We start from the raw sequence: 18913 nt of genomic DNA on the forward strand, positions 1-18913 counted from the left end.
CTCAGATGAGCTTCTGGCCGACCAGGTACTCGGCGACCTTCGAGCCGCCGTCACCCTCGTCCTCGACCCGCTGACCGGCCGTGCGCGGCGGCTTCGGCGCGGCTTCGGCGACCTGCGACCAGGCGTTGCCGAGGCCGACCTCGCCCGCGTCGATGCCGAGGTCGGCGATCGTCAGGGTGTCGACCGGCTTCTTCTTCGCGGCCATGATGCCCTTGAAGGACGGGTAGCGCGGCTCGTTGATCTTCTCGCTCACGCTCACCAGAGCGGGCAGGCTCGCTTCGAGGTGGGTCAGCCCGTCCTCGGTCTCGCGGTCGGCCTTCACGGTGCTGCCGTCGACGGTCAGCTCGCGCACGTAGGTCAGCTGCGGCAGGCCCAGCAGCTCGGCGAGGATCGCGGGCACCGCGCCCGCGCGGCCGTCGGACGCCTCGTTGCCGGCGATGATCAGGTCGTAGCCCTCGACCTTGCCGATGGCGGCGGCCAGCACCTTGGCGGTGGCGATGACGTCGGAGCCGTGCAGCGCCTCGTCGGAGACGTGGATGGCCTTGTCGGCACCCATCGACAGCGCCTTGCGGATCGCGTCGGTGGCGCGGTCGGGGCCCACCGAGATCACGGTGACCTCGCCCTCGCCGGCCTCCTTGATCTTCAGGGCCTCTTCGACGGCCTTCTCGTTGATCTCGTCGAGCACCGCGTCGGCGGACTCGCGGTCCAGCGTGTGGTCAGAGTCGGAGAGCTTGCGCTCCGAATAGGTGTCCGGCACCTGCTTGACCAGAACGACAATCTTCGTCATGGGTCCCCTTCGACCTCCCGGAATCGACCCTACTGATCGGTAGAGTAGGGAGATTTCCCGGCACTGGCGCGCCGAGGTGACGCCATTCACCGAGAATCGCAGACTACTAGGACCATCGTCCCACTTCTTGCTTCCACCCTATCGCGCTACTCCGAGTGGCCTCCGAGGCGGACGGGCTACAACTCGTAGACCTTTCGGGCTAACCTCACACCCCGTGTCTACTCACGTGGCAGTAGTGACCGATTCGACGGCCTCCCTGCCGGAGCAGGTCGCCCAGCAGTGGGGGATCAAGGTGATCCAGCTCCAGCTCCAGGTGGAGAACCGGATCGACGACGAGCGCCGGTTCGACCGCGGCGAGCTCGTGGAGTCCCTGCGCGCGGGCAGGCACGTCGCGACGGCCCCACCCGATCCGGGCGCCTTCTTCTGGGCGTACCAGGACGCGGCGGCAGCGGGGGCCGCGGCGATCGTCAGCATCCACATCTCGGGCCGGATGTCCGCGACCGTGCACGCGGCCCGGCAGGCCGCGGACCAGGTGCGCGTCCCCGTCTACACGCTCGACAGCGGGACGGTCGGCATGAGCCTGGGCATGGCCGTGTTGTCCGCGGCGCGCGCGGCGGCGGCAGGCGCCCAGGTGAACCGCGTGATCGAAGCGGCGGAGCGGCGGTTCACGAGCACATCGGAGCTGATCTACGTCGACACGCTGGAGTACCTCCGGCGCGGCGGCCGGATCGGGGCCGCGTCGGCGATGCTCGGCACCGCGCTGAACATCAAGCCGTTGCTGACAGTGAAGCGGGGAGAGGTCGCGCCACTCGCCCGGGTGGCGGGCGCGAAGCGGGCGCTGAGCAAGCTGGTGGACATCGCCGCCGAACGTGCGGGCTCGCACCCGAGCGAGGTCGCGGTGTCGTGCTTCCGGCCCACCGACCGGGAGCTGGCGATGGTCGGCGAGCTGCGCAACCGGATCCCGAACATCCGGGACCTCTCCATCGTCGAGGCGAGCGTCGTGGTCGGCTCGCACGTCGGCCCCGGCGCGATGAGCGTGACCGTTTCTCCGGTTTGACCTCGGAACCCCTCGGTTATCCCTGCCGTTGAAGCGGTAGCGGAAACCGACATAAGGGAGTAACCGTGGCCTCGCTGCTCAACCGGCTCAGCCGTCTCGCCAACAGTCCGCAGGGGCGTCGCGTGATCCAGCAGGCGAAGGAGTTCGCCAACGACCCGCGCCGCCGCCAGCAGGCGAAGGACGCCGTGGACAAGGTGCGCCGCCAGCTGGCGAACCGCCGCCGCGGACACTGATCGATAACTTCCCGTGCACACGTAACGATCTCCTGCCCTCACCCGATAGGGTCACCCCAGCTCGGACCGGAGGGAGCTGCGGGTGCTGACGACAACGCGTGAGGCGGGCGGCGACGAGCAGCGGCTGATCGCGGAGATCAGACGGTTCGCCGCCGCCCCCTTCGACGCCCGCCCCGCGCCGACGGCCACTCCGTCCGATCTGGACCTGCGCCTGTTCCGCACCACGTACCTGCCGGCGTTCCTGCCCGGCGAGGCGACCGACGATCCGCAGCGTCCGGTGGAGCCCGACCTCGCCCGGCTGCGGCTGATCACCCCCGGCGGCGCGCCGACGAACCTCGGCGTGCTCGCCGTGGGCACCGACCCCAGCACGCACGTGCCCGGCGCGTACGTGCAGTTCATCCGCTACCAGGGCGTGGATCTCGACGCGCCGGTCGTCGACCAGCACGAGATCCGCGCCGATCTCGTCACCACCGCCACGCGGCTGAGCGCGCTCGTCGCGGCGAACCTGCGCACCAAGCTCGCCGAGGGCGAGGGCCTGTTCCGTGAGGACGCCCTGCCCGACTACCCGCCCGAGTCGCTGCGCGAGGCGTGCATGAACGCGCTGATGCACCGCGACTACGAGCACTCGCACGCGCCGGTGCGCATCGCGTGGTTCGAGGACCGGATCGAGATCACCAACCCGGGCGGCCCGTACGGGCAGGTCCGCGCCGACAACTTCGACCGCGTGCAGGACTACCGCAACCCGGGCGTGGCCAGGGCGATGAAGGCGCTGGGCTACGTGAACCGCTTCGGCCGCGGGATCTCGCGCATCCGCGCCTCGATGGCACGCGTGGGCAGCCCGGTGCCCGAGTTCCGCGTGGACGACGCGTCGTGGTGTGTCGTTCTCCGCAAATGGCCGTGAGCGAAGGCTTCTGAATCAGCGGAATGCTTAACTCTCCGCATCCCGACTCGGCGGAGGTGTTGTTTCCGAGGTTCGAGTACGGGGCTCGGTTCCATACCAGATGACATGCCCTGTCATGAAGACAACAGAGGCGGCTGTGGTAACGAAGGCCACAAGGGGGATCACCGGGCTGAGCGTCCGGCAGGGATCGGTGCTCGCACCCGCGTCGATGACCCCGAACGTGACGACCGCCAGCAGTACGATGATCAGATAAGCCCAACCAATCCGCGCCACAGCACCAGACAGTTCGATCGGTAGCCGCTCTCGCCCGAAACCTCGCTTGCGCAGGATGGGGTAGAGTACCCAACTGACAAGAACCTGAATCACGACCGCGACGATCGCAACAACCTCCAGCAAGGAAAGTCCCCTGTCCTTTCCGTAGCGGATATCCGAATAATCCGTGAGCCCGAGGCTCGTGTAGATGATGATTATCGGCGCCACGATCCCGATGAGAACTCCGCGCACAAAAGACGACACCTGCAGACCCACTCCCGGGCCGTCGGCTGACAGATTTTCCGTCGCATCCAGCGTGAGCACTACGGCGTAGAACAGCATCATACCCGCGAGAGAAAACGCCACGGCGAGAACGACTTCTTCCGTGGCCGCGCGACCGCTCGACACTGTCGCCCCGCCTTGAACCGCGTAGCCCAAGCTGGCACACGTCAGTGCCAGGAAGGACGACAGCAGCATCCGATAAGCCGACCCCAGGGGTGCGGCGGCCTTGTCCGGAGCCGCATCTGCTCCGCCACGGGCGCGACCTGCGTCCAACCTGGCTGATACGAGGAAGATCAGGGCCGCGAAGGCAAGTCCCGCAAGAACACCGGCAAGCTGCGAGTAGAACCCGGCGACACCGGCCACGTTGAATTTCAGCGTTCCGTCTTCACCACAGAAGGGCGGTTGTGTGACAAACACAGATATCACTCCATCCCAAACCATGCGAATACACGTCTGACCCGTGCCTGGCCCCCTTGACTCCAGTGCAGTCGGGCACACCCCTTCAGACGTTACAAATATTCCCACGGGATGATCGAGTTCACCGACCCGCCGAATCCGCACTTGTAACGATCTTGGGCTTCGCGCGACGAAAAGAGCCGAACCCACTGCACGCCCTCCCAGAAGTGGACGAATCCATGATTCGAAGACGCAGCACGCGCATCGCCGGTGCTCTGCTTTCTTTTCTCGTAATAGTTATGGCCACGAAGAGAGCATGGGCGGAGACCGACGAAACTCCTCGCCGGATCGGAGCGACCGCAGGCGAGGATCCCACCCGCACCCTCGAACCACTGACAAAGGAGGTACTGATACGACGCTCGGTTGAGACGTTCCCTTCCGGTTACCTCAACAACATCAGCGTCATCCAGGGTGTTGCCCTTGGCGGCCTCATTCTCAACACCGTTCATGCGTGGCCATCAGATGCGATCTCATCGGAAGCAGCACTGTTGCTCGGTCAGGCCACCTTCCTCTTCATGGGTATTCTCGTCGTCTCCTACGAGTACCTCTGGTTCCTGACCGTCGTCCGTTGGACACCCACTTTTCGAGACACACTGGTACCACTCGTACTCGGCGTATCCGAAATCGTGCCACAGTTCTTCCTACGAGGCGGTACCACCTGGTGGACCAGTACATCGATCTTCGTCCTCGTTGGCGCGGCAGCATTTTTCAATACGATAACCAGACTGGAACCAGAACTGTTCAGCAGCGATGGCAGAGAGGCGTTCAGAGAAGTGCGCACCGTTCTGTGGCGGCTGATGATGTGCTGCATTGGAACTTCCCTGTTCGCGGGCACGATCGCCTGGTCGACAGCCTTCCACGAAGTGCGTCTGGTTTCGATGATCGCCGCTTGGGCGCTGGGGACGGCATTGTTCGTCGTGGTATCGCTGAGCGAACACGCTCTCGACCGGGTTTACGCCATTTTCGAGATCGAGCGCAGACCCAAGAAGTCGGACAGGAAGCGCAGACGTATAACTGCCACCGGCTGAGGCGGCCGTCACGCGGCCCAGTGTCGCCGCAGGCCCCAACTCTGCCGACCGCCATTCGGAGGGGGTGAGGTCGACCCCGCTGGCTCCTGCGTGATGATGATCCGGTACGGGCACATCCCAGTTCCAGCGCAGTTGACACCGCGCCAGAGCTGGTTCGAGATCCGGAGGCAACGCATGGAGACGAAAACCGCAGGTAGAAGCCTTGCGCTGCACCTGACCGGGGAACGGACCGTGCCCGGGATTCCGGAGGAGAACTACTGGTTCCGCCGGCACGAGGCCGCCTACCTCGCACTGCTGCCGCACTGCGCGGGTGCCACGGTGCTGGAGGCCGGCTGCGGTGAGGGCTACGGCGCGGCGCTGATCGCCGAGCACGCGGCGCGGGTGCTCGCGCTCGACTACGACCAGCCCACCGTCACGCACGTCGCCCGGCGTTATCCACAGGTGGGGACAGTGCGGGGAAACCTCGCGTACCTGCCGCTGCGGGATTCCACTGTGGACGTCGTGGCGAACTTCCAGGTGATCGAGCACCTGTGGGACCAGGCGGGGTTCCTCGCCGAGTGCCGCCGGGTGCTGCGGCCGGGCGGGAAGCTGCTCGTGACCACCCCGAACAGGCTGACCTTCACCCCGGACAGCGACACTCCCCTGAACCCGTACCACACGCGGGAACTCGCACCGTCCGAATTGGACACCCTGCTGTGCGAGGCCGGTTTCGAGGTCGAGGCGCTGCACGGGCTGCACCACGGCGCGGCCGTGCGCGCGCTCGACGAGCGCTACGGCGGGTCGATCATCGAGGCGCAGCTGGACGTCGTGCTGGGAGAGCTGCCCGGGCAGGCGCGGTGGCCGGACGCGCTGCTCGCGGACGTCGCCGCGATCCGCGCGGACGGGTTCGAGATCACCGGCGGACGACTGGACGAGAGCCTCGACCTGATCGCCGTGGCGGTGCGACCGTGACCACCGAGGGAACGTTCTGCCTGGTCCTGCACAGCCACCTGCCGTGGCTTCCGCACCACGGCTCTTGGCCGGTCGGCGAGGAGTGGCTCTACCAGGCGTGGGCGCACTCCTACCTGCCGGTGGTCGACCTGCTGCGCCGCTTCGCCGACGAGGGCAGGCGCGACGTGCTCACCCTCGGCGTCACCCCGGTCCTCGCGGCGCAGCTCGACGACCCGTACTGCCTGCGCACGTTCCACGAGTGGCTGGGCCACTGGCAGCTGCGGGCGTTGCAGGCGAGCACGTTGTGGCGCGAGGACCCGCTGCTGCGCGAGCTCGCCGCGACGGAGCACCGCGCGGCCCTGCACGCCAGCGAGGAGCTGGAAACCCGGTGGCGGCACGGGTTCTCGCCGATCCTGCGGTCGCTTGTGGACAGTGACGTGATCGAGCTGCTCGGCGGCCCGTTGACGCACCCGTTCCAGCCGCTGCTCGACCCGCGCATCCGGTCGTTCGCGCTGCGTTCCGGGCTCGACGACACCGAGCTGCGGATCGGGCACCGCCCCGCGGGCATCTGGGCGCCGGAGTGCGGATACGCGCCGGGCATGGAGGACGGCTACGCGGCGGCGGGCGTGCGGCGGTTCCTCGTGGATGGTCCCTCGCTGCACGGCGACACGTCGGCGGCGCGCACCGTCGGTTCGTCGGACGTCGTGTGCTTCGGGCGCGATCTCGAAGTGACGTACCGGGTGTGGTCGCCGAAGGCGGGTTATCCCGGGCACGCGCACTACCGGGACTTCCACACGTGGGCGCACGAGGTCGGCGTGAAGCCGTCGCGCGTCACCGGGCAGCAGGTCGCACCGCAGGACAAGGCGCCGTACGACCCGGCACTGGCCGCGGACACGGTGGCCGTGCACGTCAAGGACTTCGTGGACACGGTCGTGACGCGGCTGCGGCGGCTGCGGGAACGCGACGGCCGGGAGGCGCTGGTCGTCGCGGCCTACGACACGGAGCTGTTCGGGCACTGGTGGTACGAAGGCCCGGCGTGGCTGGAGGGCGTGCTGCGCGCGCTGCCGGAGGCGGGGGTGCGCGTGACGACGCTGGGCGGCGCGCTGGAGGCCGGGCACCTCGGCGGGCCGGTGGACCTGCCCGCGTCGTCGTGGGGTTCGGGCAAGGACTGGCGAGTGTGGGACGGCGAGCAGGTCGCGGACATGGTGGCGGCCAACGCGGCGCTGCAGGAGCGGCTGCTGGCGGTGAAGCCGGGCACGCTGCGGGATCCGGCGCTGGACCTGGCCGTCGGCGAGGCGATGCTGGCCCTGTCGAGCGACTGGGCGTTCATGGTCACGAAGGACTCGGCGGCCGACTACGCGCGCCGCCGCGCGGCGGTCCACACCGAGCGCTTCGACGCCGTCCTGGCAGGAAAACGCCCGTTGCCGCTGGAAGACCGCGTCTTCGGGCACCTCGACGCCCGGTTGTTGACCCGCGAGTAACCTCGGCCCATGCGCGTGCTGATGCTGTCCTGGGAATACCCGCCGGTCGTGGTCGGCGGGCTCGCCCGCCACGTGCACGCGCTGGCGCGGCACCTGGCGCGGGACGGGCACGAGGTCGTGGTGTTGTGCCGGCACGTGGCGGGGACGGATGCGCAGACCCATCCGACCACCGACCGGGTCGTCGACGGCGTGCGGGTGATCCGCGTGGCCGAGGACCCGATGCACGTGACGTTCGAGCAGGACCTCGTCGCGTGGACGCTCGCGATGGGGCACGCGATGGTGCGGCACGGGCTGGAGCTGCTGCGCACGTGGCAGCCGGACGTGGTGCACGCCCACGACTGGCTCGTCGCGCACCCGGCGATCACGCTCGCGGAGACGGCCGGGAAGGCGCTGGTGGGCACCATCCACGCGACGGAGGCCGGGCGGCACTCGGGGTGGTTGTCGTACCCACTGAACCAGCAGGTGCACTCGGCGGAGTGGTGGCTGGCGAACCGGGCCGACGCGCTGATCACGTGCTCGCGGGCGATGCGGGCCGAGGTGGCGGGCCTGTTCGAGGTGGCGGCGGACGACATCAGCGTCATCCACAACGGCATCGAGGAACGGGGCTGGCGTGTCCCGCCGGCGGCGGTGGCGAAGGCGCGGTCGGTGTACGCGCCCGACGGCGCGCCGCTGTTGCTCTACTTCGGACGGCTGGAGTGGGAGAAGGGCGTGCAGGACCTGATCGCCGCCCTGCCCGCGATCCGCCGTGACCATCCGGGCACGCGGCTGGTGGTGGCGGGGCGTGGGCGGCATCTGGACGAGCTGGTCGCGCAGGCCCGGAAACTACGCGTGCGCCGGGCGGTGCACTTCGCGGGACACCTGCCGGACCGCGAGCTGCGGGCAGCGCTCGCGGCGGCGGACGCCGTGGTGCTGCCGAGCAAGTACGAGCCGTTCGGGATAGTGGCCCTGGAGGCGGCGGCGGCCGAGGCCCCGCTGATCGCGTCGACGGCGGGCGGCCTCGGCGAGGTGGTGATCGACGGGCTCACCGGCCTGGCCTTCGCCCCGGGCGACAGCGCGGCGATCCGCGCCGCGGTGCACTCCGTGCTCAGCGACCGGAAAGCGGCGCGCCGCCGAGCCCGCACGGCACGCGCCCGCCTGGCGGAGGACTTCGACTGGGCCCGCATCGCCGAGGCGACGGCGGAGGTCTACCGCCGGGCGAAGGTGCGGGAACACGAGGAACTGCCAAGGCCGAAGATCCCCACGGGGAACGCCTTCGCCTGACCGGCTCCGGCCGCGGCCAGAGCGCGCCACCAGCCCTAAGCCAGATCCTCCACCGTCAGATACCGGCCCGAGCGGGCGTCCGCCTCGCCTGCCACCAGGCGGATCAGCTGCGCCGCCGCGGCCTCGGCGCTGCCGAGCTTGCCCGCGCGCTTGGCTTCCTCGGCGAAGGCCAGGACTCCGTCGGCCCAGGGGTCGCCCGTTCGGCCGCGTTCGAAGTGCGCCCGGGTCATGCCCTCCTCCACGAGGCCCGGGTCGAAGGCCAGCGCCGCGACGCCCGTGCCCTTCAGCTCGCCCGCCAGGTTCTCCACCAGCTTGATCTGCGCGGCCTTCGACACCGAGTAGGCACTCGCGTGCGGCCAGCGCTTCCGGCCGGCCTCGCTGACGATCGTGATCACCCGCCCGCGCCCCCTGGCGACCATGTCCGGCAGCAGCGCCCGGGTCGCCAGCAGCGTGCCGCGCACGTTCACCTCCACCGCCCGCCACCAGTCGTCCGCGTCGACATCCCACACGGGGCCGAGCGGACCGGGCAGGGCGGCGTTGTTCACCAGGACGTCCACGTCGCCGAAACCGGCGACCGCCCGGCGCGTGGCCGTCGGATCCAGGACATCCGCAACCGCCCACGACACCTGCGCGCCCTCGGCGGTCAGCTCGGCCGCGGTCGTGCGCAGGGCATCCTCGTCGCGGCCGGTGATCAGCACGTTCGCCCGCGCCCGGGCCAGCGCCGCGGCGAACACCCGGCCCAGCCCGCGGCCACCGCCGGTCACCACCACCGAAAGCCCGCGCAGCGGCCCGCCCTCCAGCTCCGCCCGCACCACCTTTCCCGTGGTGGAGCGGGGAATCGCGGCCACCCGCTCGACGAGCCGCACCCGCTTGTGCGGCGCGACGCGGGCGGCGACGTACGCCATGATTTCCGCCGGCGGCACGGGTTCGGTCAGCACCACGTACGCCTTCGGCACCTCCCCGGCCACCGGGTCCGGCTCCCCCAGCACGGCGACGTCCGCGACCGCCGGATGGGTCATCAGCAGGTCTTCCAGCTCGGCGGGCGCGACCTGGTGCCCCTTGTACTTGATCAGCGACTTGAGCCTGCCGACCAGCGTGACGTACCCGCCTTCGTCGCGCCGGGCCAGATCACCCGTGTGCAGCCAGCCGTCGTCGTCGATCAGCGCCGCCGTGGCGGCCGGGTCGCCGAGGTAACCCGGCGTCACCTGCGGCCCGCGGATCCACAGCTCCCCCGGCATCGCGTCGGCGCCGGTTTCCGGGTCCACGAACCGGACTTCGGTGCCCGGCACCGGAACTCCGACGGACTCGACCGGCCCGGGCGCGCCGTCCGGGGTGAAGCAGATGCAGCCCGCCTCCGTCATTCCGAGCCCCTGCACCACCGGCACGCCGAGCGCCGCGGAGCACTTCTCGGCCGCCGACGCCGCCAACGGCGCGCCGCCGGAGACCACCAGCCGCAGCCGCCCGCCCGGCACAGGACTCACGGAATCCAGTTGCGCCACCACGCTGGGCACGAGGTAGGCCACCGTCACGCCGTGCTTTCCCGCCAGCTCTACCAGTTCGGCGGGCGTGCCGAGCGGGGTCGGTGCGAGCACGAGCGGCGCCCCGGTCAGCAGGCAGTTGTTCATCGCCATCTGCATGCCGTAGATGTGCCGCAACGGCGTGACCGCCAGCACGACGTCCTCTTCGGACAGTCGGTGCACCCCCGCGATCTGGTGCAGGTTGGCCACCAGGTTGTCGTGGGTGATGATCACCTGCTTCGGCTTGCCCTGCGTACCACTCGACGCCGCCAGCACGGCGGTCTTCGATCCACCTTCGGGCGCAGGGCAAGACGAACCCGAGTCACCAACCTCCACAGTGGACACACCGACCGGAAGCCCTGGCCGCCCGTCGGAGATCACCACACTGACCTCGTTGGCCCGCAACAAAGCAGCCCACTCGTCCGGCTTCGCCCGCGGGTCCAGCGGCAGCACCACCGCACCGGCGGCGAGCGCGCCGTGGAAGCCGGCGATGAACTCCGCACTGTTCTCCAGCACGAGACCGACGACCTCGGCGCCACGCACTCGCGAGGCGACGCCCGCCGCGGCCGCCGCCAGCTCACGCCGGGTCCACCGGCGCTCGGTGCCGCCGGTCAGGTCGACGACCGCGAGCCGTTCGTCGGTGACGGCGGCGAGGTCCGGGCCCCAGATGGCCTCGATCAGGCTGGTCATGCGCGTTCTCCTCAGCGGATCCGGACGAGGGTCTTGGTCGCGGTGCGGTCGCGCATGGCCTCGTAACCCTTCGCGATGTCCCCCAGCGGCACGGACAGGTCGAACACCGGCGACGGGTCGAGCCGGCCCGCCAGCACGTCCTCGACCAGGCCGGGCAGGTACGTCCTGGCCGGGGCGAGGCCACCGGCGACCGTGAGGTTGCGCAGGAAGCAGGCCATCAGGTCGAGCCCGGCGTGCAGCCCGCCGACGGGGCTGAGCGCGCCGCCGTCGCGGACGATCCCGATCGCCGTCGTCAGCGAACCGGCCTCGCCCACGCAGTCCACCACCACGTCGACGCCCGCGCCATCGGTGGCCGCGCGGACCGCCTCGACGGCCTCCGCTCCCCGTGCCGAAACCACTTCCGTGGCACCGAAACCGCGGCCGATCCGGACGCGGTCCTCGTGCCTGCCCAGCAGGAGAACCTGTTCCGCACCGGCCTGCCGCGCGGCGAGGACCGAGCACAGCCCCACCGCACCGTCGCCGATCACCGCGACCGACGCCCCGGGCGCGATCCGCGTCATCCGCGCCGCGTGCCGCCCGGTGGCCATCACGTCGCACAGCGCCAGCAGCGCGGACAGCCGCTCGTCGTTCTCGTCCACCGCCGCGGGAACCAGCGTGGCGTCGGCGAACGGCACGCGCACCGCCTCGGCCTGACCGCCGTCACCGGCCACGCCGAACATCCCTCCGGCGCGGCACGAGCTGGGCACGCCGTGCTCGCACTCCAGGCACGTGCCGTCGGCGAACACGAACGGCGCCACCACCGTCGTGCCCGGGCGCAAGGTCACGTCGGCACCCACGTCCTCGACGACGCCGACGAACTCGTGCCCGCACCGGGGTCCGGTCACGGGGCCGGGCAGGCCCGCGTAGCCACGCAGGTCCGTGCCGCAGATCCCGGCGGCGAGCACCCGCACGACCGCGTCGGTGGGCTCCTCGATCCGCGGATCGGGCACGTCCTCGACGACCAGCTCGCCCGGACCACGCAGCAGCGCCGCTTTCATGCTCTGGTTCCTTTCAGTTGCTCAGGCGGCGGGCGATCGTCAGCCCGTCGGCGAGGGTCAGCAGCACCGACTCCACACGGTCGTCGGCGCGGACGTGGGCGTTGAATTCCCTGATGGCCTGGCCGTTGCGGCTCGGGTGCTCGTCGACGACCTCGCCCGCGTAGAGCACGTTGTCGGCGAGGATCAGCCCGCCGGGCCGGATCCTGGGCACCAGCGCCTCCCAGTACCCCAGGTAGCCGACCTTGTCCGCGTCGATGAACGCCAGGTCGATCACCAGGTCCCCGGGCAGTGACTTGAGCGTCTCCGCGGCCGGCCCGAGGTGCTGCCGCACGCGGTCGGCGACCCCGGCCTCCTGCCACGCCTGCCGGGCGACGGCGGTCCAGTCCTGCGACACGTCGAAGGTGTGCACCACGCCGTCCGCACCGACACCGCGGGCGAACGCGAGCGTCGAGTACCCGGTGAACGTGCCGATCTCGACGACGGTCTTCGCGCCGATCGCCTGCGTGAGCAACGTGAGGAAGACCGCCTGCTCGTGCGGGACCTGCATCTCGGCGACGCCGCCGAGCGCGAGCGTGGCTTCGACGAGGCGCTGCTGGGCCGGGGTCGGCGGCTCAGCTTGCGCGACGACGTAGCTCGTCAGCTGCGGGCTCAGTCCGATCCGTTTGTCGAGGTCCATCGTGCTCCTCCAGGAGTGGCCGGGCGGCGAGGGTCGTGGCGAGGTCGCGCATCATCGAAGACAGGCCGGCGGGCAGCAGGTCCGCGACGCCGGTGTGCGTGGGCAGGTCGAGCGGGCGGGCGGCCAGGTCGCACTGCAGCGCGGCGACGCGGCGCAGCAGGTGCGCGCGGAACTCCGCGTCCGACGTCGGCCTGCGGTGCACCAGGAAGAACTCGTCGAGGGTGTCGCGCTCGTCGTCGGTCGCTCCCTCGCCGGGTCGCCTGCCCGCCTGTTTGAGCAGCGATTCCCCTTGCGGGACAAGGATCTTCGCCAGTGTCATGTGGATGAGCCGGTGCCGTTTGAGCGCCTGCTTGAGCACACCGTCGGCGGGCAGGTCGTATCGCCCGAGCAGGGCGAGCACCCGTTCGTAGTCCCGCGCCCACACGCCGCTGAACGCCGGGTTGCGCGCCATCATGCGGGCGCGGATGACCTGCGCGTAGGTGTCCGCGGTGCAGCTGCCCGCGTAGAGCTGCAGGGCCGAGTACCGGTCGTACCACAGGGCTGCCTCGGCCATGCCCGCGTCGGTGACGCCGTCGCGGAGCAGGTCCTCCAGCAGGTCCCCGAGCAGCCGCCAGGTGCCGAAGGCGAGGTGGTGTCCCAGCACCCAGCGGTAGAACGCGCGTTCCGCGGGGTCGTCGGGCGAGGCGAACACCTCCGGGCGCGGCGCTACGGCCAGTGCCAGGTAGCCGCGCACATCCTCGCCGTCGCCCGCGGTCAGCCGCTGGGCGGGCATCGGCATCGGCAGGACCTCCAGCCGGGCCCGGACCGGGATGTCCATCACGCGTCCGCCAGGTGCGCGTCGAGCAGGTCGGCCGCGGCGCGGACCGCGGTGTCCAGCGGCCGGTCGCGTTCGACGGGTTCGAGTACCGCCGCCAGCTCGTCGAACAGCCGGACGCAGGCGGGCGCGGTGGGCCGGCGGGCGCCGACGAACACCGCCTGGCGCAGGCCCAGCGCGAGCGAACCGTGCAGCAGCCGCAGGGAGCCGGCGAGAGAGAGGGCGTTGAGCGCCGCCTGCGTGCCGAACGGCACGACGTCCTGGTTGTGCAGGTTCGTCGGCACGCTCTGGAAACTCGCGGGGGTCGCACGCCTTCGCATGTCCACCACCACGGCGGTGGTGACCACCTGCACGCCCTGGAGCCCGTGCTGACGGCCCGGCTCGGGCGAGAGCATCGGCGGCAGACCACCGTTGCGGTGCGGGTCGACGAGCAGGTCCAGCTGCCGCTCGGCGAGGTTGCCGGTCTGGGTGGCGACCATCGCGAGCAGGTCGGCGGCGAACGCGCACGGCTGGCCGAAGAAGTTGCCGCCGTGCGCGATCAGGTCGTCCTCCTCGAAGAACAACGGGTTGTCGCTCACGCCGTTGAGGTCGTTGTCGACAACCGAACCCGCGTACTCCACGGCCGAGGCCGCGGCGCCGAGCAGCTGCGGTGAGCAGCGGATGCTGTAGGGCTCCTGCAGCGGCCGGTCCGGCTCGGGCCGGACACCCGCCAGCAGCGCGGCCATGCGCTCACCGGTCGCGATCACGGCGGGATGCCCGTACGCCTTGAGCAGCTGAGGCGCGAGGAAGGCCGGGGCGCAGCCGAGCAGGTCGGCGAGCAGTGCGGTCAGCGCGGCCGCGGCCTTGAGGGAACGGGAGATCGACGTCCACGCCAGCGCGGCGGCCGCGGTGGTCAGCGAGGTGCCGTTGACGAAACCCAGCGCGTCGCGGCCGTCGAGCGGCAGGTGCGCCAGCCCGGCCTCGCGCAGCGCCTCCTCAGCGGGCAGCCGCCTGCCGTCCAGGTAGGCGTACCCGTGGCCGCGCAGGGCCTGCGCGATGTGGGCCAGCGGCACCAGGTCACCGCTGGCGCCGACGGAACCCAGCGTGGGTACCGCCGGTGCGAAGGTGGTGCGCAGCATGGCGCACAGCGCGTCGAGCACGGTGCCGGAGACCCCGGACCGGCCCCGGGCCAGCGACCACAGCCGGGCCAGCACCGTCGCGCGGACGAGCTCCGGCGGCAGGTCCGGGCCCTGGCCCGCGGTCAGGTGCTGCAACACGTTGTCGCACTGGTCCGCCGCGGTGTCCCGGCCGGCGAAGGCGACGAGCGGGCCGAAACCCGTGGTGGAGCCGTAGATCGCGTGGTCGCCGGACAGGCAACGGTCCACAAAGGTCCGTCCACGGTCGACCTCGGCGCGGGTCGCGGCGGGCAGTTCGAGGTCCAGCGGCCGGGCCGCGCGTTCGAGCAACGCGGCGTCCAGCCTCGTCGGCAGCGAGGTGGCAGGAGACAGCGACATGCGATCCCTCTCGGGCAACGGGGATGCGGGGAGTGCCTGCCGGGCCGCTCCAGCGCGCCCGGGGTGCGACACCAGCTTGTCCCGCTGTCACATGCGCCGGAAGTGATCTTGTCGATTCGGGCAGGATTCCGGGCCCGTACTCACCACTGGTCTCGACGAGACCGGGCCTCACGTGTCCACAGTGCCACGACCTGCGGAAATGTTGCGCCCGAATGTCCAATTCGGAGAGTCGGTGTTACACCGCGGTGAACGGACCTCAGAACACCGGCAGCGGCACGCCGTGCTCGGACTCGGGGCGGGGGCCGAAGATCCGCCGCTGCGCCTCGGCGATCGGCACGTCGTTGATGCTCGCCTCGCGGCGGCGCATCAGGCCGTCGTCGGAGAACTCCCACAGCTCGTTGCCGTAGCTGCGGTACCACTGCCCCTCCGCGTCGTGGCTCTCGTACTGGAACCGCACCGCGATCCGGTTGCCGCGGAAGCCCCACAGTTCCTTGCGCAGCGCGTAGTCCAGCTCCCGCTCCCACTTCGCGGTGAGGAAACGGACGATCTCGGCGCGGCCCACGACGTGCTGGTCACGGTTGCGCCACACCGAATCCGGCGTGTACGCCAGCGCCACCTTCTCCGGGTCGCGCGTGTTCCACGCGTCCTCGGCGGCCTGGACCTTCTGCGCGGCGGTGGTCTCGTCGAAGGGCGGAAAAGGCGGACGGCTCATGCCGCCAGCGTAGAGAACGCACGTTCTCCGCGCCAGTGCGAAAAGAGCCCGGCAGGAACGGGTGTTCCTGCCGGGCCTTCCCGCGCGCCGTCCGGCCAGAGAATCAGCGCGCGTCGCCCTCCCTGTCAGGAGGAAAGGAGGGCGACCAGCTCACCAGGCCCTCGGGAGGGAAACTCATCGCACGTCCGTCAGGTAGCGGGCGTACGCACACGTGGTGAAGAAGCTCGGGAGCTTCTCGCCCAGCGCGGTCTCCTCGAAGATCTCGCGGGCGTCGTCCAGGCGGTTGCCCTCGCCGAGGTCCGCGCGGACGTTCGCCGCCTCCTCGTCCAGCCACTGCCGCACCAGCTCCGGCGTGACCGCGGTGCCGTCGTCGAGCTTCGTGCCGTTGCGGACCCACTGCCACACCTGGCACCGCGCGATCTCGGCGGTCGCGGCGTCCTCCATCAGGTTGAAGATCGCCGCCGCGCCCGTGCCGCGCAGCCACGAGTCGACGTACCGCAGCGCCACGTTGATGTTGGCGCGGACACCCCGCTCGGTGACCTCGCCGCCCGCGCTGGCGACGTTCAGCAGGTCCTCGCCCGTCACGGACACGTCGTCCCGCAGCCGGCCCAGCTGGTTCGGCCAGCCGCCGAGCGCCTCGCTGAAGACCTCGTCGCACACCGGCACCAGGCCGGGGTGCGCGACCCACGAACCGTCGAAGCCGTCGTTCGCCTCGCGCTCCTTGTCCTGGCGGACCTTCTCCAGCGCCGTCGCGTTCACCTCCGGGTCCTTGCTCGGGATGAACGCCGCCATACCGCCGATCGCGTAGGCGCCACGCTTGTGGCAGGTGCTCACCAGCAGCTCGGTGTAGGCCCGCATGAACGGCACGGTCATGGTGACCTGCGCGCGGTCCGGGAGCACGAAGTCCGCGCCGGAGTCGGCGAACGTCTTGATCATCGAGAAGATGTAGTCCCAGCGGCCCGCGTTCAGCCCGGCCGCGTGCTCGCGCAGCTCGTAGAGGATCTCCTCCATCTCGAACGCGGCGGTGATCGTCTCGATCAGCACGGTCGCGCGGATGGTGCCCCGCGGGATGCCGAGCTCGTCCTGCGCCAGGAGGAACACGTCGTTCCACAGCCGCGCTTCGAGGTGGCTCTCCAGCTTCGGCAGGTAGAAGTACGGGCCGCTGCCCCGCGCGATCAGCTGGCGCGCGTTGTGGAAGAAGTACAGCCCGAAGTCCACGAGGCTCGCCGAAACCGGGCGGCCGTCGATGCGGATGTGCTTCTCCACCAGGTGCCAGCCGCGCGGGCGCGCGACGATCGTGGCCGGGTTGTCGCCCACGCGGTACTGCTTGCCGTTCGACTCGAAGTCGATGTTGCGGCGGATCGCGTCGTAGAGGTTCAGCTGGCCGCCGATGACGTTGGCCCAGGTCGGGGAGAGCGCGTCCTCGAAGTCCGCGAGCCACACCTTCGCACCGGAGTTCAGCGCGTTGACGGTCATCTTCTTGTCGGTCGGCCCGGTGATCTCGACGCGGCGGTCCTCCAGCCCGGGCGCGGGCTGCGCGACCTGCCACGAGGAGTCGTTGCGGATCCAGCGCGTCTCCGGCAGGAACTCCAGCGAGCGCTCACCCGAGGCGAGCTCCTCGCAGCGCCGGCGGCGCGCGTCGAGCAGTTCGCGCCGGCGGCCGGCGAAGGCGTTGTCCAGCTTCGCGATGAAGTCCACCGCGGCCGGGGTGAGGATCTCGTCGAAGCGTTCCCCGCGGGGACCGGCGATGTCGATCCGGGACGTGAACCTTGTGGACATGATGACCTCTCTTCGGCGCGAACTCTGGGGTCGGAGGACCGGGCTGCCCCGGGGTGGAGTCGGGGCAGCCCGGTCCTCACGCGGTCAGTGGAACTGGGCTTCCTCGGTGGAACCGGTGAGCGCGGTGGTCGAGCTCTCCGGGTTCAGGGCGGTGGACACCAGGTCGAACCAGCCGGTGCCGACCTCGCGCTGGTGCTTGGTGGCGGTGTAGCCCCGCTCCTCGGCCGCGAACTCGCGCTCCTGCAGGTCGACGTAGGCGGTCATGCCCTCGCGGGCGTAGCCGTGCGCCAGGTCGAACATCGAGTAGTTCAGGGCGTGGAAGCCGGCCAACGTGATGAACTGGAACTTGTAGCCCATGTGGCCCAGTTCGCGCTGGAACTTCGCGATCGTCGCGTCGTCCAGGTGCTTGCGCCAGTTGAACGACGGCGAGCAGTTGTAGGCCAGCATCTGGTCCGGGTACTTCGCCTTGATGGCCTCCGCGTACTTGCGGGCGACCTCCAGGTCCGGAGTGGACGTTTCCATCCACAGCAGGTCGGCGTACTCGGCGTAGGCCAGCCCGCGGTCGATGCACGGGTCGATGCCGTTGGTGACCTTGTAGAAGCCCTCCGACGTGCGCTCGCCGGTGATGTACTTCTGGTCGCGCTCGTCGACATCGCTGGTGATCAGCGTCGCGGCCTGCGCGTCGGTGCGGGCGACGACCAGCGTCGGCACGTTCAGCACGTCCGCGGCGAGGCGGGCGGCGTTGAGGGTGCGCTCGTGCTGCTTGGTCGGGATCAGGACCTTGCCGCCGAGGTGACCGCACTTCTTCTCGGACGCGAGCTGGTCCTCCCAGTGCACGCCCGCGGCGCCGGCGGCGATCATGCCCTTCATCAGCTCGAACGCGTTGAGCGGGCCACCGAAGCCGGCCTCGGCGTCGGCGACGATCGGCGCGTACCAGTCGATGTCGGTGTTGCCCTCGGCCCAGTTGATCTGGTCGGCACGGCCCAGCGCGTTGTTGATGCGGCGGACGACGGCCGGCACCGAGTTGGCCGGGTAGAGGCTCTGGTCCGGGTAGGTCTGGCCGGCCAGGTTGGCGTCGGCCGCGACCTGCCAGCCGGACAGGTAGATCGCCTTGAGGCCCGCGCGGACCTGCTGCACGGCCTGGTTGCCGGTGAGGGCGCCGAGGGCGTGGACGTAGTCCTCGCTCTGCAGCAGCTGCCACAGCTTCTCGGCGCCGCGGCGGGCCAGCGTGTGCTCCTCGACCACGCTGCCACGCAGCTTGATCACGTCAGCCGCGCTGTAGGACCGCTTGACGCCCTTCCACCGGGGGTCGGTCTCCCACTGCTTGGCCAGCTCTGCGGCCGCCTGCTCGAGGTTCTCGCTCATGAGATGTCTCCACCTTTGCAAATCTTGCGATGACTCGCTGATGTCTTCGACGATGACATGACCAGCTAAAACAAAGCCAGCGCTCCAACTTGCCAATTTCTGTAAATTTTTCGTAGCATGTTGTGAAGGTTGCGAACGACCCGTTCGCAGCTCACAGAAAGTT

General features: G+C 70.1%; 17 protein-coding genes. 7 read left to right on the forward strand and 10 right to left on the reverse strand.

The window, feature by feature from the left end:
* Position 1 precedes the first annotated feature (1 nt).
* Positions 2-787 (reverse strand): electron transfer flavoprotein subunit beta/FixA family protein, encoded by a 786-nt coding sequence (locus FHX82_RS15735; RefSeq protein WP_145935729.1) that lies wholly within the window; start codon positions 785-787, stop codon positions 2-4.
* A 214-nt stretch (positions 788-1001) separates the two neighbouring features.
* On the opposite strand from FHX82_RS15735, the gene FHX82_RS15740 reads away from it, so the two are divergent.
* The 3 genes from FHX82_RS15740 (at position 1002) to FHX82_RS15750 (ending at position 2978) form a co-directional block, all read left to right on the forward strand.
* Positions 1002-1844 carry a DegV family protein gene (locus FHX82_RS15740; protein WP_145935728.1) on the forward strand — a complete coding sequence of 281 codons (843 nt, stop codon included), beginning with the start codon at positions 1002-1004 and terminating at the stop codon, positions 1842-1844.
* A gap of 65 nt (positions 1845-1909) precedes the next feature.
* Entirely contained in the window at positions 1910-2077 is a 168-nt protein-coding gene (locus FHX82_RS15745; protein WP_183176647.1) for a hypothetical protein, read from the forward strand.
* Positions 2078-2159: 82 nt separating this feature from the next.
* Complete coding sequence (locus FHX82_RS15750; protein WP_229881408.1) at positions 2160-2978, forward strand: ATP-binding protein; 819 nt, start codon at positions 2160-2162, stop codon at positions 2976-2978.
* Between the two features lie 27 nt (positions 2979-3005).
* Here FHX82_RS15750 and FHX82_RS15755 read toward each other — a convergent pair whose 3' ends face one another.
* Positions 3006-3929, reverse strand: coding sequence for a hypothetical protein (locus FHX82_RS15755; protein WP_145935727.1), 924 nt, complete (start codon positions 3927-3929; stop codon positions 3006-3008).
* 206 nt (positions 3930-4135) lie between these two features.
* On the opposite strand from FHX82_RS15755, the gene FHX82_RS15760 reads away from it, so the two are divergent.
* From FHX82_RS15760 to FHX82_RS15775, 4 genes are all read left to right on the forward strand, one after another.
* Positions 4136-4996 (forward strand): hypothetical protein, encoded by an 861-nt coding sequence (locus FHX82_RS15760; protein WP_145935726.1) that lies wholly within the window; start codon positions 4136-4138, stop codon positions 4994-4996.
* Between the two features lie 174 nt (positions 4997-5170).
* Positions 5171-5947 (forward strand): class I SAM-dependent methyltransferase, encoded by a 777-nt coding sequence (locus FHX82_RS15765; RefSeq protein WP_145935725.1) that lies wholly within the window; start codon positions 5171-5173, stop codon positions 5945-5947.
* The gene (locus FHX82_RS15770; protein ID WP_145935724.1) at positions 5944-7407 is read left to right on the forward strand and encodes a glycoside hydrolase family 57 protein; all 1464 of its coding nucleotides are present in this window, start codon (positions 5944-5946) and stop codon (positions 7405-7407) included. The genes FHX82_RS15765 and FHX82_RS15770 overlap by 4 nt, the downstream gene beginning before the upstream one ends.
* 9 nt (positions 7408-7416) lie before the next feature.
* On the forward strand, positions 7417-8667 hold the full coding sequence (locus FHX82_RS15775; protein WP_145935723.1) for a glycosyltransferase family 4 protein: 1251 nt from the start codon (positions 7417-7419) through the stop codon (positions 8665-8667).
* Between the two features lie 35 nt (positions 8668-8702).
* Here FHX82_RS15775 and FHX82_RS15780 read toward each other — a convergent pair whose 3' ends face one another.
* The 8 genes from FHX82_RS15780 to aceA all read right to left on the reverse strand — a co-directional run bounded on the left by FHX82_RS15780 (position 8703) and on the right by aceA (position 18750).
* Positions 8703-10874, reverse strand: coding sequence for an SDR family NAD(P)-dependent oxidoreductase (locus FHX82_RS15780; protein WP_145935722.1), 2172 nt, complete (start codon positions 10872-10874; stop codon positions 8703-8705).
* Positions 10875-10885: 11 nt separating this feature from the next.
* Complete coding sequence (locus tag FHX82_RS15785; RefSeq protein ID WP_145935721.1) at positions 10886-11911, reverse strand: zinc-binding dehydrogenase; 1026 nt, start codon at positions 11909-11911, stop codon at positions 10886-10888.
* Between the two features lie 13 nt (positions 11912-11924).
* Positions 11925-12587, reverse strand: a complete 663-nt coding sequence (locus FHX82_RS15790; RefSeq protein WP_145935720.1) for an O-methyltransferase — start codon at positions 12585-12587, stop codon at positions 11925-11927.
* Positions 12523-13404, reverse strand: coding sequence for a 3-methyl-L-tyrosine peroxygenase-related protein (locus FHX82_RS15795; protein ID WP_145935719.1), 882 nt, complete (start codon positions 13402-13404; stop codon positions 12523-12525). Before FHX82_RS15795 ends, FHX82_RS15790 begins: the two co-directional genes overlap by 65 nt.
* Positions 13404-14894: an aromatic amino acid ammonia-lyase gene (locus tag FHX82_RS15800; protein WP_145935718.1), complete on the reverse strand. Its 1491-nt coding sequence runs from the start codon at positions 14892-14894 to the stop codon at positions 13404-13406. Before FHX82_RS15800 ends, FHX82_RS15795 begins: the two co-directional genes overlap by 1 nt.
* Before the next feature lie 256 nt (positions 14895-15150).
* Positions 15151-15606 (reverse strand): nuclear transport factor 2 family protein, encoded by a 456-nt coding sequence (locus FHX82_RS15805; protein WP_145935717.1) that lies wholly within the window; start codon positions 15604-15606, stop codon positions 15151-15153.
* 174 nt (positions 15607-15780) lie between these two features.
* A complete protein-coding gene (gene aceB / locus FHX82_RS15810) occupies positions 15781-17385 on the reverse strand; it encodes a malate synthase A (protein WP_145935716.1) in 1605 nt (534 codons plus the stop codon).
* An 84-nt stretch (positions 17386-17469) separates the two neighbouring features.
* Positions 17470-18750, reverse strand: coding sequence for an isocitrate lyase (aceA, locus tag FHX82_RS15815; RefSeq protein WP_145935715.1), 1281 nt, complete (start codon positions 18748-18750; stop codon positions 17470-17472).
* Positions 18751-18913: the final 163 nt, after the last annotated feature.

Source organism: Amycolatopsis bartoniae (assembly GCF_014191255.1).
GTDB classification, from domain to species: Bacteria; Actinomycetota; Actinomycetes; order Mycobacteriales; family Pseudonocardiaceae; genus Amycolatopsis_E; species Amycolatopsis_E bartoniae.